The sequence below is a fragment of the Leucobacter sp. CX87 genome (genome assembly GCF_018682295.1).
In the GTDB taxonomy this organism is placed as follows: Bacteria; Actinomycetota; Actinomycetes; order Actinomycetales; family Microbacteriaceae; genus Cx-87.
On record NZ_JAFIRI010000001.1, the window covers coordinates 124,688 to 139,122 of the forward strand.

Genomic DNA, 14,435 nt, shown 5'->3' on the forward strand with positions numbered 1-14,435 from the left:
CTCCCTGGCGAGTGGCGTCGCCTGGTTCAAGCGTCCCAGCCGTGTACCGGCCGGGCGCCAACCGGGGCCGCCCCCACCTCGTGGATCGTGTGGCCGCTGCAGGCTGCCTGCGTCACCGTGGCCCGTTCGACGCGCGACACGGCAAACCATCGCATGGCGTCGCGCAGGCGGCACCAACCGATCAGGTACCACTGGCCATTCGTCGAGGCGAACAGCACGGGTTCGACGTCGCGGGTAGTCGTGCGTCCGTCCCCGGACGTGTAGCGAAGGCGGATGACGCGCTGCTCCGTCATCGCCGCTTCCAGCGCGGACTTGGTCGCGCGCGAGGGCACGGAAGGGCTATTGACCCATACCCGGCTGGCCAATTCGTCCGCCCGCGCACGAGTCCTGGGGTCGAGGACGTCCAGGATCTTGCGCATTCCTGCGGTCGCCAGGTCGGCATAGGGGGCGTCGGGCGCCGCGGACACCGCCGCCATGAGCGCGACCGCCTGCGCCGGAGACAGGCTGACCGGCGGCAGGGTAGCGCCGTGAGCCAGCCCATACCCACCGCCCGGCCCCGGGCGCGACCAGAGCGGTGCACCGCTGTTCTCGAGCGCGTCGAGGTCCCGCTTGATCGTGCGCTCGGACACCGCGAACTCGCTCGCCATGCGTGCCGCCGAGACCCCGCGGGCCCCGCTGCGGCGCAGCATCTCCGAGAGGGCGTGCAGGCGCTCCGCTCGTTTCACGCTGCACGGGTTTCTGAATTCATGACATAAATAGTGACATACCCGTGTCCGGAGGGCCTGCAAAAGTAGTGACATGAAGAACACATCGAGCAGCCCGACCGTCATTCTCATCCCCGGCCACTGGCTGGGCGCGTGGGCGTGGGACGAGGTGCTGGAACAGCTGCAGCCTGATTGTCTGCGCGCCGTCGCGATGACCCTGCCGGGGCTCGATGCGAAGGACCCGGCGCGAGCGACGCGGACCCTCGAGTCTCAGGTCGAGGCGATTCTGGACGTCTTGGCGCAACACGGGAATGCTCCGGCAGTGCTGGTGGCCCACAGCGGCGCGAACGCACCCGTCAGCCTCGTCTTGGACCGACATCCCGAACGAGTCCGCCGAGTGGTGTGGGTCGACTCCGGCCCGGTGGCACCCGGGACAATCTTTGCCCCAGACCTCCCGGAAGACCTGGCGGAGCTTGCGCTGCCGCCTTTCGATGTTCTCAGACAGCAGGCGAGCGTCGACGGCCTGAGCGCAGACGCGCTCGAGCGATTTCGGGCCCGCGCCGTCCCCGAGCCCGGGCCTGTGCTTCGCGAGCCGATTGAGTTGACGGGCCACGCGCGCCGGGGCGTCCCGACGACCCTGGTCTGTTGCTCGCTCCCGGGCGCGCAGATGCTCGAGCTGGCGCGCGCAGGGCACCCCATGTTCGCCGAGGTTGCCGCCCTCGAGCAGCTCGACGTCGTTGACCTCCCGACGGGCCACTGGCCCATGTGGAGCAAGCCCCGCGAGCTCGCCGAGATCATCCAGGCTGAGGCGTCGCGGGCCGACTGATCTCCGCGCACGTCGAGCTCGGTTCGCACACCCGGTCGTTCCCGGAGGCTGGGTCCCGGAGGCTCAGACGTCTCCGAGTCGCTCGAGCGCGCGTCGTCGATGAGGCACGGGGTGCCGTGCGAGGCTGGCGGCCACCTCGGCAGCGCCCCCAGGGACCAGGCGCAGGAGCAATCGGCACGCGGCGCGATCGGGTGCACCAAAGTCCTCCCGTAGACGCAGGAGGTCGCTGACGGTCCGTGCGGGCGTGCTGACGCGTAGCCCGCCGAACTGATGCAGTTCGCCGGCGTCAAAGCGGAGGTCGCGTACCCGGAGCCCGGGGTCAAATCGCTCGGCGGCCGCGCCGCCGCGTCCGCCGGCGACCTCGACCGGCCTGTCCAACGCGCGACGCGCGCCCCAGACCCACGCCGCGGTCGCGAGGACGGCAGCGAGGCTGGGGGAGCACAGCTGCTCGAGCGTCGCCGCCCGCACGCGCGGGGCCTCAGGCCAGGCGACGGGCCGGAGGCCTGGTCCGCACGGAACGAGCGTGCCGCGTAGGCGCTCCGCTGATCGCACGGCAGGCGGCAAGAGGTGAATTGGCGGAGGGCCGGGCGAATGGGTCATGGCACCATCGTGTGGGGGTGCCCAGAAACACGCCAGCCCCTGGACCGGATCTGTGGAGAACCGGCCCAGGGGCTGTGTGGTGGACGGGGAATGCCCGGCCGGGGGAACTCAGGCGCGTGCCTAGGCTCCGAGGGCTTCGAGCCAGGAGCGCTGCGTCGCGAGCTTCTCCTCGGCCTCGGCCTTCGCCTTCGGGGTCTTGGCTGATTCGGCCTCGGCGGTGAGCTCGGCGATCGAGGCCTCGAGCTGGCCGCGCAGGCCCTCGCTGCGAGCCTTGGTCTCCGGGTTCGACGCACGCCAGTGCGCCTCCTGCAGCGCCTTCACGTGATCTTCAACCGCACGAATGCGGCCGTCGATGGCGCGCAGCGCCTCGCGAGGCACGCGGCCGATCTCATCCCAGCGAAGCTGGATGTCGGTGAGGCGCTTGCGAGCGGCATCATGATCGGTCGACTGCAACAGCGGCTCAGCCTCGACGAGCAGAGCCTCCTTCAGCACGAGGTTCTCCTGCTCTTCCTCGCTCGACTGGGCGACCTCTGCGGCCTTGGCCGAGTAAAGCACGTCACCCGCGGCCTTGAATCGCGCCCAGAGCTGGTCGTCGAGCTTGCGGCTTGCGTGGCCCGATGCCTTCCACTCGTCGAGCAGGCGACGGTACTCGGGAATGGCCTCGGTGCCGCGGCCCGCGAGCGCCTCTGCGGAGGCAATGATGCGCTCCTTGCGCTGCTTGACGTCCTTGTTCGTCGCGTCCATCTGCGTGAAGAAGTTGCGACGGGCGGTGTCGAGGTGCTGGCGGGCGGTACGGAACCGCTTCCAGAGCGCGTCGGCCTGGCCCTTGGGCACCTGGGGGCCGGTGCGCTGGGCCGCCTGCCACTGCGTGAAGAGATCCTCGATCGCCTGCGACGTTTCCTTCCAACGAATCGACGCCTCGGGCTGCGCGGCGAGCCGCTCTGCCTCGACGACGATGGCCTCGCGCTGGGCGATCGCCTCGGCACGGGCGGCTTCACGCTCGGCCTTCTGCTGATCGCTGAGCTCGTGTGCCTTGCCGCCGAGCTTCTCCACTCGTGCGCGTAGCGCCGCGAGGTCGCCGACAGCGGCTGGTTCGCGCAGTTGTTCCTGCAGGCGCGAAACCGTCGAGCTCAGGTCGGCGGATCCGGTGCCCTTGTTCACGCGCTGTTCGAGCAGCGTGACCTGGCCCGCGAGATCCGCGAACTTGCGCTGGAAGTAGGCAAGTGCCTCCTCTGCGGTACCGTCTGGGTATTGGCCGACGGCACGCTCGGTCTCGCCGTCGCGGACGTAGACCGTATTCGTCTCGTCGACGCGGCCCCAGGGCGTCTCGTTCGTAGCTTCGCTCACCGTGTGTTCACCTGTTCCGTGATCCGTAGAGGTCGACGAGTCGTCGACCGGTCTATACCCTCACCAACTATGCCATAGGCGGCGGCCGTCCATGCTGTCGGCGGGTCTCGCCGATACGATGGCGGAATGAATGATTCCTCTCTCGCGGGTGCGGGGCAGACGGCTCCGCTCGCGGTCCGCATGCGTCCGCGCTCGCTTGACGAGGTCGTGGGTCAGCAACATTTGCTCCGACCAGGATCCCCACTGCGCACGCTCGCGGCCGAGGACGCGGGGGCTTCGGGCGCCGTCTCCGTGATCCTGTGGGGCCCGCCGGGTACTGGAAAGACGACGCTCGCGCAGGCGATCGCCCACTCGAGTGGCCGCAGTTTCGTGGAGCTCTCGGCGGTGAATGCCGGCGTGAAAGACGTGCGCATCGTGATGGAGCGCGCGCTCAACAACCGCGATCTGTACGGCATCGCGACCGTGTTGTTCTTGGATGAGATTCACCGGTTCAGCAAGGCGCAGCAGGACGCGCTGCTGCCCGGCGTCGAGAACGGCTGGGTGACGCTCGTCGCCGCCACGACCGAGAATCCGTCGTTTTCGGTCATCAGTCCGTTGCTCTCGCGCTCGCTCCTGCTCACGCTCGAACCGCTCGACGACGATCAGCTGCGCGAACTCCTCACCCGCTCGATCACCGACGATCGCGGGCTCGCAGGTCGCGTCGAGGTCACCGATGAGGCGATGGCCGCGATGATTCAGCTTTCCTCGGGCGACGCGCGGCGCGCCCTGACGGCGCTCGAGGCGGCCGCCTCGTCCGCGCTCGCGCTGGCCGCGGAGGGCGAGGAGGGCGAGGAGGGGGCCAAAGCGGTCGTCACCGGCGACGTCGTCGCGGAGTCCGTCAACCGCGCGCTGCTGCGCTACGACAAGAACGGCGACGAGCACTACGACGTGATCAGCGCGTTCATCAAGTCGCTACGCGGCTCTGACCCGGACGCCGCAATTCACTATCTGGCTCGCATGATCGAGGCGGGGGAGGACCCGCGCTTCATTGCTCGCCGCCTGATGGTGCACGCCGCCGAGGACGTGGGGATGGCTGACCCGCAGGCACTGCTGATTGCAGTGGCGGCGGCGGAGGCGACACAGATGATCGGGCTGCCCGAGGCCCGGATCCCGCTCGCCGAGGCCACGATCTACATCGCGACCGCACCGAAGTCCAACGCCGTGATCAGCGCGATCGACAGTGCGATCTCCGATGTGCGCGCCGGCCGCTTTGGTCGGGTGCCCAAGCCGCTGCGCGACGCCCACTACGCGGGCGCTAAGCGCCTGGGGCACGGTGTCGGCTACCAATACCCGCACAGCGACCCGCTCGGCGTGTCTCGACAGCAGCACCTCGCCGACGAGCTCGCGGGGCGCCGGTATTACCTGCCCACCACTCACGGAAACGAGCGTGCGGTGAGTGAACGGCTGGAGAAAATCCTGCGGATTGTGCACGGCGAACCGCGCGGGCGCGATGGCGCCGACAGTACGTGATAGACTAGACGCTGGCCAACGCCCCAGTGGTTTCGCGTTCACGCGAGCCTCACTGTTGGGGTGGCACGACTCGGACGCCGGGTTGCTGCAACTGGTCGTTCCCTCACCGGATACGGTTCGTCGCGTCGCGTGCATTCCTTTGTGAATGCGGGCGTGACATGGCCGAGAGAACAATGCGTGATCGCGCCGCGATCGCGTCAAGCAACCTGAAAGGACATCTGTGTCGACTACGTCGCGTACGCGCAGCCAGACTCGTCTTTCCCGCTCGCTCGGGATTGCCCTTACCCCCAAGGCAGCTCGCTACCTTGAGAAGCGCCCCTATGGCCCCGGCCAGCACGGACGCACCAAGCGGAAGTCGGATTCCGACTATGCCGTTCGCCTGCGGGAGAAGCAGCGTCTTCGCGCCCAGTACGGCATCCGCGAGAAGCAGCTGCTCATCGCGTTCAAGGAAGCCCGTCGTCAGGACGGCCTGACCGGTGAGAACCTGGTCGAGATCCTCGAGATGCGTCTCGACGCACTCGTGCTGCGTGCAGGCTTCGCCCGCACCACGGCGCAGGCTCGCCAGCTCATCGTGCACCGTCACATCATGGTCAACGGCCAGCTGGTGGATCGCCCGTCGTTCCGCGTGAAGCCCGGTCAGGTCATCCACGTCAAGGAGCGCTCGGAGGGCCTCGAGCCCCTGCAGGTCGCTGCTGCCGGCGGCCACGCCGAGGTGCTTCCCCCGGTTCCCGGTTACCTCGAGGTCGAGCTCGACAAGCTGCAGGCACGCCTGCTGCGTCGTCCGAAGCGCGCCGAGGTCCCCGTGACCTGTGAAGTTCAGCTCGTCGTTGAGTACTACGCTGCTCGCTAGTCTCAACTGAGCGTTTCGCGAAGGGGGTGCCGCATCTTGCGGCGCCCCCTTCGTGGTATCCACGCGGGGCATATCCCTGCCGCTACGATAAACGGGTGCCGATCGCGGGATCGGCGGGAGGGACCACGCACATGCGAAAGCTCACTTGGCTCATAAGTGGAGTGGCGCTCGGCTTCGCCGCCGCGCACTTCGTCAACCAGACCCCCGAGGGTCGTCGATTCTTCGACCGCCTCGGCCAGGGCGCTCGCGAATTCAGCGACGCCGTCGCGAGCGGCTACCGCGAAGTTGAGCCCGAAGCGGCGCTCGACGACGTCGAGGCCGCCCTGGGTCGCCTGCGCGACAATACCGCCGAATAACACGCAACACGAAGGATTCCGATCACCCATGCAGACCGCTGAAATCCGTCGCCGTTGGCTCGACTTCTTCGCTGAGCGCGGGCACACCGTTGTTCCCTCGGCGTCCCTTGTGAGCGACGACCCCACCCTGATGTTCACGGTGGCCGGCATGGTGCCGTTCGTGCCCTACCTCTCGGGCATGGTCCCCGCGCCGTACCCGCGCGCGACGAGCGTGCAGAAGTGCATCCGCACCAACGACATCGAGGAGGTCGGGCGCACCCCGCGCCACGGCACCTTCTTCCAGATGTGCGGCAACTTCTCGTTCGGCGATTATTTCAAGGAAGGCGCGATCCGCAACGCCTGGGACCTGCTCACCACCTCCGAGGCGGCGGGTGGCCTGGGCTTCGAGGCCAAGGACCTCTGGGTGACGATCTACGAGGACGACGACGAGGCGTTTGCGCTGTGGCGCGACATCGCCGGTCTCCCCGCAGAGCGGATCCAGCGCCTGGGCAAGGAGACCAACTACTGGTCCACCGGTCAGCCGGGCCCCGCCGGCCCGTGCTCGGAGATCTTCTTCGACCGCGGCCCCGCCTACGGCATCGACGGCGGCCCCGCGACGGACGACGATCGCTACGTCGAGATCTGGAATCTCGTCTTCATGCAGTACGAGGTCGATCAGGTGACCTCCAAGACCGACTTCCGCATCCTGGGCGAACTGCCGAAGAAGAACATCGACACGGGCATGGGGCTCGAGCGCGTCGCGTTCCTCAAGCAGGGCGTCGAGAACATGTACGAGATCGACCAGGTGCGCCCGGTGCTCGACGCCGCGGCAAAGCTGGCCGGCAAGACCTACGGCGCCGACCACGGCGACGACGTGCGTCTGCGCATTGTCGCCGACCACGTCCGCTCGGGACTCATGCTCATCGGCGACGGGGTCACTCCCTCCAACGAGGGGCGCGGCTACATCCTGCGCCGCCTGCTGCGCCGCGTCGTCCTGTCGATGCGCCTGCTCGGCGTCGAGGGCGCCACGTTCCCCGAGCTCTTCACCGCGTCGCGCGACGCCATGCAGGAGTCCTACCCCGAAATCGCCGACAACTTCGGCTTCATCTCGGCGTCGGCATTCGGGGAGGAGCGCACGTTCCTTCGCACCCTGCAGTCCGGCATCCAGATTTTGGACGAGGCAGTCTCGGCAGCGAATGAGGCGAAGACCGCGCTTCCCGGCCCGACCGCGTTCCTGCTTCACGATACGCACGGCTTCCCGATCGAGCTCACGCTCGAGATCGCCGAAGAGGCGGGGGTAAGCGTCGACCGCGAGGTCTTCACGAATCTCATGCAGGCCCAGCGCGACCGCGCGAAGGCCGACGCGAAGGCCAAGAAGGGTCAGCGCGCCGACCTCTCGGTCTACCGCGAGCTTCGTGGCCTCGGCGAGACGGCGTTCACCGGCTATGACGAGCTGAACCACGAGTCCCGCGTGCTCGGCATCGTCGTGGACGGCGTGCCGGCCGTGGCGGCGCACGAGGGCCAGACGGCCGAGGTCGTGCTCGCCGAGACCTCGCTGTGGGCCGAGTCGGGCGGTCAGGACTCTGATCAGGGCGTCATCGTCGGAAACGGCTTCGAGCTCGAGGTGCTCGACGTACAGCGCCCCGTACAGGGCCTCATCGTGCACACGGTGCTCGTCCGCATCGGCACCGTCGCGGTCGACGACCGCGCCGAGACCCGCGTCGACGCCGGCTATCGCCGCGGCGCCACGCAGGCCCACTCCGGCACGCACATCGTGCACGCGGCCCTTCGCCAGATCCTCGGCGAGACCGCGCATCAGGCGGGCTCGTACAACAAAGCCGGCTACCTACGTCTCGACTTCACGCACAATGCGGCACTGTCGCACGAGACGAAGAGCGAGATCGAGGAGGTCTCGAACCTCGCGATTCGCGCCAACTACGACGTCGTGACCCGCGAGATGGGGCTCGAAGAGGCCAAGGCGCTCGGCGCCATGGCCTTGTTCGGCGAGAAGTACGGCGACCGCGTCCGCGTCGTCGATATCGGCGGCGCCTGGTCGCGCGAGCTGTGTGCCGGCACCCACGTCGGCGCGTCTAGCGAGATCGGCATGATCAACCTCCTGACCGAGAGCTCGATCGGCTCCACGAACCGCCGTATCGAGTCGCTCGTCGGATTCGAAGCGTTCCAGAACTTCGCGGCCGAGCGCGCCATCGTGCAGGAACTCGCGACCGGGCTCAAGACGCCGCGGGCCGAGCTCGTCGGCAAGGTGCGGGACCTGGGCGTGCAGCTTCGGGCCGCTGAGAAGAAGATTGCGGCGCTCGAGGCCGCAAAGCTTGCCGAACGGGTGCCCCAGCTCGCTGAGTCCGCCGAGGCCATCGGCGAACTGCGCGTTGTCTTGCGCGACCTCGGCGAGGTCGGCTCGCCCGACGACATTCGTTCGCTCGCCCTGCAGGTGCGCGAGCGCCTCTCGGGTCAGCCCGCGGTTGTCGTGCTCGCGGGACACGCTTCGGGCAAGCCCGTGGTGATCGCTGCGACGACGCCGGAGGCCCGCGAGCGTGGCGCGAAAGCCGGAGCGCTCGCAAAACTTGGCGCAGGCGTGCTCGGCGGCGGCGGCGGTGGCAAGGACGACCTGGCCCAGGGCGGCGGCACCGACGTGTCCCAGATCGGCACCGCGCTGGCCGAGATTCGCCGGGCTATCGCCGGATGAGCGTGATCGGGGGAGTCCGGCTGGGCATCGACGTCGGGCGCGCCCGGATCGGCGTCGCCCGCTGCGACCTCCACGGCATGCTGGCGACCCCGGTCGAGACAGTCCCGCGCGCGAAGAACGCGAAGGGCGAGCTCTCGCCCGGGACCGATGTCGCCCGGATCCTGGCAATTGTGTCGGAGGAGGGTGCGCGCGGACTCATCATCGGCCTCCCGCTGAACATGCGGGGCGAGTCGACCGCGTCGACTGACGACGCCCGGGATTTCGCGCAGCTGCTCGCCGACCGCGCCCCGCACCTCGAGGTGCGGCTCGTCGACGAGCGCCTCTCAACTGTCTCGGCGCAGAGCCAGCTGCGCAGTGTAGGAAAGAAGACCAAAGAGTCTCGCGGAGTGATCGACCAGGCTGCGGCCGTCGTCATTCTGCAGCATGCGCTCGAGATTGAGCGTGTGCAGGGCGTGCCAGCAGGATCGCTGCTCGCCCCGAACGACGGCACCGAGGCGGGGGCATAACGGGATGGCACGACACACACCGAAGGAGCGAGGCAAGACCGGGAAGCGGGTGCTGGTCTCGCTGATCGTCGCCGCAGTGCTGCTCGGCGGGCTGGGCACGGTCGGCGCAATCGCGTGGGCCGAGTACGGCGACCGGATTTCGCAGGCGCTGGGGTGGACGAGCAACGACTACGAGGGCGAGGGCACCGGCGAGGTGCTCATCACCATCACCTCGGGCGAGATCGGCGAGGATATTGCCGCGAGCCTTGCGGAGGCGGACGTCGTCAAGACCTCCGAGGCCTTCTACGCGCTGCTGCTCGAGCAGGATCCCGCGGTCGAGTTCCACCCGGGCACGTACCGACTCAAGCTGCAGATGAGCTCGGCCGCGGCGCTTGCGGCCCTCGAGGATCCCGCGAACCGGATGGAGCTCACCGTGACGATTCCGGAGGGATCCCGGACCGTTCGCGCGTTCGAGCTCATCTCGGGCGTCACTGAGATCCCCCTCGCGGACTTCGAGGCGGCGAACGCCGACCCGCAGCGGTTTGGTCTGCCCGAGCAGGCGGTCTCCCTCGAGGGCTACCTGTTCCCGGCCACGTACACCTTCACGCCTGAGGACACGGCGGACACCGTGATCCAGAAGATGATCGACCGGATGTACCAGGCGCTCGCTGAGCACGGCGTGCCCGCGGGGGACGAGTATCGCGTGCTCACGCTGGCCTCGGTCGTGCAGCTCGAGGCCGGGAGCAACCCGGAAGACTTCCCCAAGATCGCTCGCGTGTTCCTGAACCGGCTCGACCAGGGTGTGCTGCTGCAGTCGGACGCCACCGTCGCGTACGGCACCGGCAACACGCACACGGTCTGGACGACACCGGAGGAGCGCGCCGACACCTCGAACCTCTGGAACACGTACGCGCTGCCGGGGCTGCCCGTGGGTCCCATCGGCATGCCCGGCGACGTCGCGATCGACGCGGCCATGCACCCGGCTGATGGCCCCTGGATGTTCTTTATGCCGATCAACCTCGAGACGGGGGAGACCGCGTACGCGGTGACCGGCGAAGAGCACGAGGCGAACGTGCAGCGTCTCGCCGAGTGGTGCACCGCGGCGCGCGAGCAGGGTCAGAAATACTGTGACTGATGCGGTGACCGCCCCCGCGGGGTCGCGGCTGGCGGTGCTGGGCTCGCCGATTGCGCACTCGCGTTCTCCGCGGATCCATGCGGCGGCGTACCAAACGCTCGGGCTGGAGTGGGAGTACGAGGCGATCCGCTGCGAGGCGGAGGACCTCGAGGCGAGGCTTGCCGGCCTCGGCGACGAGTGGCGCGGACTCTCGCTCACGATGCCCCTGAAGGAGGAGGCGCACCGCCTGGCGGCGCGCCTCGATCCGGTCGCGACCGACAGCGGGGTCGTGAACACGCTGCTGCGCGACCCGTCCGCGGGTGGTTCCGGCTGGGTCGGGTTCAACACCGACGTCGTCGGTCTCGCGGCCGCCCTCATGGGCGTCGGCTCGGACGCGCGCGAGACGATCGTGCTGGGCGCGGGGGCAACCGCGATCTCGGCGGTGCTCTCTGCCCGCCAGATTGGCGCCGAACGGGTCACCGTGCTGGCGCGCCGCCCGGAGGCGGCAGCGGCCCTCGTCGACCGGCTGCGTGTGAGCGGCGGCGGAACGGCGGAGCTCGCCTCGGGCGGGCTCACCGGCGCCGAGGCGACTGCGGCCGTGGCGACGGCGACGCTCGTCATCTCGACGCTCCCGGGGACCGCCGGGGCGACGCTCGAGCTGCCGCTGGGAATCGAGCGGGTTCCCCTGGTCGACGTCGCCTACGACCCGTGGCCGTCGCGACTGGCCGAGCGCTGGCGGTCGGCTGGCGGACACGCCGAATCGGGCATCGACATGCTCGTGTTCCAGGCCCTCGTGCAGGTCCGAATTTTTGTGAGTGGAGACCCGACAGCGCAGCTTTCGGGCGAGCCGGACGTGCTCGCCGCGATGCGTGCCGCCGGTGTGGGAGGATAGGAATCATGCTTCGTTGGCTCACGGCTGGGGAATCCCACGGCCCAGAACTCATTGCTGTCCTCGAGGGGCTGCCCGCAGGGGTACCCGTCTCGCTCGACGGGATCCGTGAGGACCTCGCGCGCAGAAAGCTCGGTTACGGCCGTGGTTCGCGCATGAAGTTCGAGCAGGATGAGCTGAACCTCTCCGGAGGCGTCGTCCAGGGCTGTTCCATCGGCGGGCCTGTCGCGATCCGCATCGGCAACACCGAGTGGCCCAAGTGGGCCGAGGTGATGAATCCGGAAGCGACCGAGCTCTCGGAGAAGTCCCGCGGCCGCGGTGCGCCCCTGACCCGCCCGCGCCCCGGTCACGCCGACCTCGCCGGCATGCAGAAGTACGGCTTCGACGAGGCCCGGCCGGTGCTGGAGCGCGCGAGCGCCCGGGAGACGGCGGCGCGCGTCGCCCTGGGCGCCGTCGCCCGCGCCTTCCTCGCCGAGCTCGGCGTCCAGCTCGTCAGCCACACGGTCGCGATCGGCCCCGTTGCGGTGCCCGCGGGCGCCCCGCTTCCCGGTCCCGGCGACGTCGCGGCACTGGACGCTGATCCGCTGCGCTGCTTCGACGCGGCCACGAGCGCGCTCATGGTCGAAGAGGTCGATGACACCAAGCGCTCGGGCGACACGGTCGGCGGCATCGTCGAGGTGCTTGCCTACGGCCTGCCCACCGGGCTGGGATCGTATGTCCACTGGGATCGTCGCCTGGACTCGCGCCTCGCTGGCGCACTCATGGGCATCCAGGCGATCAAGGGTGTCGAGGTCGGCGACGGCTTCGAGACCACCCGGCGTCGCGGCTCGGCCGCGCACGATGAACTGCACATGCAGGACGGCAAGATCGCTCGTGAGACCGGCCGCGCGGGCGGCATCGAGGGCGGCATGACGAACGGCCAGGTGCTGCGCGTACGAGCCGGCATGAAGCCCATCGCCACCGTGCCCCACGCGCTTCCGACGATCGACACCGCGACAGGTGAGGACGCCAAGGCGCACCACCAGCGCAGCGACGTCTGCGCGGTGCCCGCTGCGGGCGTCGTCGCCGAGGCGATGGTCGCGCTGACCCTCGCCGACGCGATGCTCGAGAAGTTCGGGGGCGACAGCGTCGCCGAGACCCGGCGCAACCTGGAGTCCTACCTCGCGGCGATCCCCGAGACGCTCCAGACCGCGATCGAGTCGTGACCGCGAGCCGCCGCGCGAGTCGTGAGGCCGCCGCGCCGGATCTCGCGCGGAACGCTGCGCTACTGCTCGCCGCGGCGTCGCCGCTCGTCGCCGACGCAGCCGAGCCCGCGCCCAAGCCCCGCGCCGGCGCGGAACCGCTCCACGTAGATCCGCCTCACGCCGATGCGTTCGCTGGCACGGGCGCGATCCCGGTGGCCAGCGGAGATCTGCCGCCGCACGCCATCGTGCTGGTCGGCCCCATGGCCGCAGGGAAGACGAGCATCGGGCGCCGCGTGGCGCGCGAGCTCGGCATCCCGTTCATTGACTCCGACGCTCGCATCGTGCAGGCCCACGGCCCGATCCCCGAGATCTTCGAGCGGCGCGGCGAGCCCGCGTTTCGTGAGATCGAGGCGGCGACGATCGCCGCGGAGCTCGCCGAACCCGGCGCCCGCATCCTCGCCCTGGGCGGCGGAGCGGTGCTGGCCGATGAGACGCGGGAACTGCTGCGTCAACACCCCGTGATCCTGCTGATGACCACGGAACGCGCAGTGAAGCGCACCGCGAACCTGACGAAGCGTCCGCTCTTGCGAGACGACCCGGGGGCCTGGTCGCGCATCCTGGAGGAGCGCCGGCCCGTGTATGAGGCCGTCGCCGACGTCACGTTCCGCACGGACCGGGCAAGCAAAGAACAACTGGTGCGGCGCATCGCCGCCTGGATCCTGAACCCGCAATCCCGGGGAACGGAAGACGAGGGAGTAGACGAATGACTGGCGAGCGCGGCACGGTGACCGAGATTCAGGTGACGGGCGAGGCCGCGTCGACGGTGATCGTGGGGCGCGGGCTGCGCGGACGAATCATCGAGGCGCTGGGCGAGCGCGTTTCGAAGATCCTCATCGTGCACACGCCGACGGTCGGCCGCGCGGCGGAAGAGCTGCGCGCCGAGCTGCAGGAGAAGTACACCCAGGTGCTCCTCGCCGAGGTGCCCGATGCCGAGGCGGCGAAGCGCGTCGAGGTCGCGGCGTTCTGCTGGGGCATCATGGGCCAGGCCGACTTCACCCGCACCGACGCCGTGATCGGCCTCGGCGGCGGCGCGGTCACCGACCTCGCTGGCTTCGTCGCGGCCACCTGGCTCCGCGGCGTCCGCCTCGTGCAGGTGCCGACGACGGTGCTCGGCATGGTCGACGCTGCCGTCGGCGGCAAGACCGGGGTGAACACGCAAGAGGGAAAGAACCTCGTCGGCGCGTTCTACCCGGCCCACGCCGTCATCTGCGACCTCGACCTGCTCGACTCGCTGCCGCGCAACGAGATCCTCGCGGGCTTCGCTGAGGTCGCCAAGTGCGGCTTCATCGCCGAGCCCGAGATCCTGGACATCCTCGAGGCCGACGTCGAGGCCGCGACCGACCCGCAGACGCCGCAGTTCCGCCGGGTCATCGAGCTCGCGATCGGCGTCAAGGCCCGGGTCGTGAGTGAGGACTTTCGCGAGAGCGGCCCGCGCGAGATCCTGAACTACGGCCACACGCTCGGCCACGCCATCGAGCATGCGGAACGCTACCAGTGGCGCCACGGCGCAGCCATCTCGGTCGGCATGATGTACGCCGCCGAACTCGGACGCATGGCGGGCGCGCTCTCGGACGCCGACGTCGAGCGACACCGCCGCGTCCTCGGCTCTCTCACCCTGCCGCTGACCTACCCGGCCGGGCGCTGGGAGGGGCTGCTCGCGACGATGCAGCGCGACAAGAAGGCCCGCGCCGGCATGCTGCGCTTCATCGTGCTCGACGGGATCGGCAAGCCACGCGTGCTCGCGGGCGTTGACCAGTCGGTGCTGCAGTTCGCGTACCAAGAGATCACGGGCTAGCTGCGGCTCATCGGCGCACACTGTCCCGGGAAC

Annotated in this window: 14 protein-coding genes; 11 read left to right on the plus strand and 3 right to left on the minus strand. The window is 69.3% G+C overall.

Going from position 1 to position 14,435, the window contains the following annotated elements:
* Nucleotides 1-26: 26 nt before the first annotated feature.
* A complete protein-coding gene (locus KOE53_RS00560) occupies nt 27-725 on the minus strand; it encodes a helix-turn-helix transcriptional regulator (protein ID WP_188057037.1) in 699 nt (232 codons plus the stop codon).
* Nucleotides 726-798: 73 nt separating this feature from the next.
* On the opposite strand from KOE53_RS00560, the gene KOE53_RS00565 reads away from it, so the two are divergent.
* Nucleotides 799-1,530 carry an alpha/beta fold hydrolase gene (locus KOE53_RS00565; protein ID WP_188057038.1) on the plus strand — a complete coding sequence of 244 codons (732 nt, stop codon included), beginning with the start codon at nt 799-801 and terminating at the stop codon, nt 1,528-1,530.
* Nucleotides 1,531-1,593: 63 nt separating this feature from the next.
* Here KOE53_RS00565 and KOE53_RS00570 read toward each other — a convergent pair whose 3' ends face one another.
* Together KOE53_RS00570 and KOE53_RS00575 are read right to left on the minus strand one after the other, a co-directional pair.
* A complete protein-coding gene (locus KOE53_RS00570; RefSeq protein ID WP_188057039.1) occupies nt 1,594-2,130 on the minus strand; it encodes a hypothetical protein in 537 nt (178 codons plus the stop codon).
* A gap of 120 nt (nt 2,131-2,250) precedes the next feature.
* The gene (locus KOE53_RS00575) at nt 2,251-3,477 is read right to left on the minus strand and encodes a DUF349 domain-containing protein (protein WP_188057040.1); all 1,227 of its coding nucleotides are present in this window, start codon (nt 3,475-3,477) and stop codon (nt 2,251-2,253) included.
* Nucleotides 3,478-3,603: 126 nt separating this feature from the next.
* On the opposite strand from KOE53_RS00575, the gene KOE53_RS00580 reads away from it, so the two are divergent.
* The 10 genes from KOE53_RS00580 (at nt 3,604) to aroB (ending at nt 14,402) form a co-directional block, all read left to right on the plus strand.
* Nucleotides 3,604-4,986: a replication-associated recombination protein A gene (locus tag KOE53_RS00580; RefSeq protein WP_188044925.1), complete on the plus strand. Its 1,383-nt coding sequence runs from the start codon at nt 3,604-3,606 to the stop codon at nt 4,984-4,986.
* Nucleotides 4,987-5,206: 220 nt separating this feature from the next.
* On the plus strand, nt 5,207-5,836 hold the full coding sequence (gene rpsD / locus KOE53_RS00585) for a 30S ribosomal protein S4 (protein ID WP_188044924.1): 630 nt from the start codon (nt 5,207-5,209) through the stop codon (nt 5,834-5,836).
* Between the two features lie 131 nt (nt 5,837-5,967).
* Nucleotides 5,968-6,192, plus strand: coding sequence for a hypothetical protein (locus KOE53_RS00590; protein ID WP_188044923.1), 225 nt, complete (start codon nt 5,968-5,970; stop codon nt 6,190-6,192).
* Between the two features lie 28 nt (nt 6,193-6,220).
* Nucleotides 6,221-8,875, plus strand: coding sequence for an alanine--tRNA ligase (alaS, locus tag KOE53_RS00595; RefSeq protein WP_188057041.1), 2,655 nt, complete (start codon nt 6,221-6,223; stop codon nt 8,873-8,875).
* Entirely contained in the window at nt 8,872-9,381 is a 510-nt protein-coding gene (gene ruvX, locus KOE53_RS00600; protein WP_188044921.1) for a Holliday junction resolvase RuvX, read from the plus strand. The genes alaS and ruvX overlap by 4 nt, the downstream gene beginning before the upstream one ends.
* A 4-nt stretch (nt 9,382-9,385) precedes the next feature.
* Complete coding sequence (gene mltG / locus KOE53_RS00605; protein ID WP_188057042.1) at nt 9,386-10,495, plus strand: endolytic transglycosylase MltG; 1,110 nt, start codon at nt 9,386-9,388, stop codon at nt 10,493-10,495.
* 4 nt (nt 10,496-10,499) lie between these two features.
* Nucleotides 10,500-11,366, plus strand: a complete 867-nt coding sequence (locus KOE53_RS00610) for a shikimate dehydrogenase family protein (protein WP_188057043.1) — start codon at nt 10,500-10,502, stop codon at nt 11,364-11,366.
* Between the two features lie 5 nt (nt 11,367-11,371).
* Nucleotides 11,372-12,568, plus strand: a complete 1,197-nt coding sequence (gene aroC, locus KOE53_RS00615; protein WP_188044918.1) for a chorismate synthase — start codon at nt 11,372-11,374, stop codon at nt 12,566-12,568.
* On the plus strand, nt 12,565-13,314 hold the full coding sequence (locus tag KOE53_RS00620) for a shikimate kinase (RefSeq protein WP_353055542.1): 750 nt from the start codon (nt 12,565-12,567) through the stop codon (nt 13,312-13,314). The genes aroC and KOE53_RS00620 overlap by 4 nt, the downstream gene beginning before the upstream one ends.
* On the plus strand, nt 13,311-14,402 hold the full coding sequence (gene aroB, locus KOE53_RS00625; RefSeq protein WP_188057044.1) for a 3-dehydroquinate synthase: 1,092 nt from the start codon (nt 13,311-13,313) through the stop codon (nt 14,400-14,402). The genes KOE53_RS00620 and aroB overlap by 4 nt, the downstream gene beginning before the upstream one ends.
* Nucleotides 14,403-14,435 lie beyond the last annotated feature (33 nt).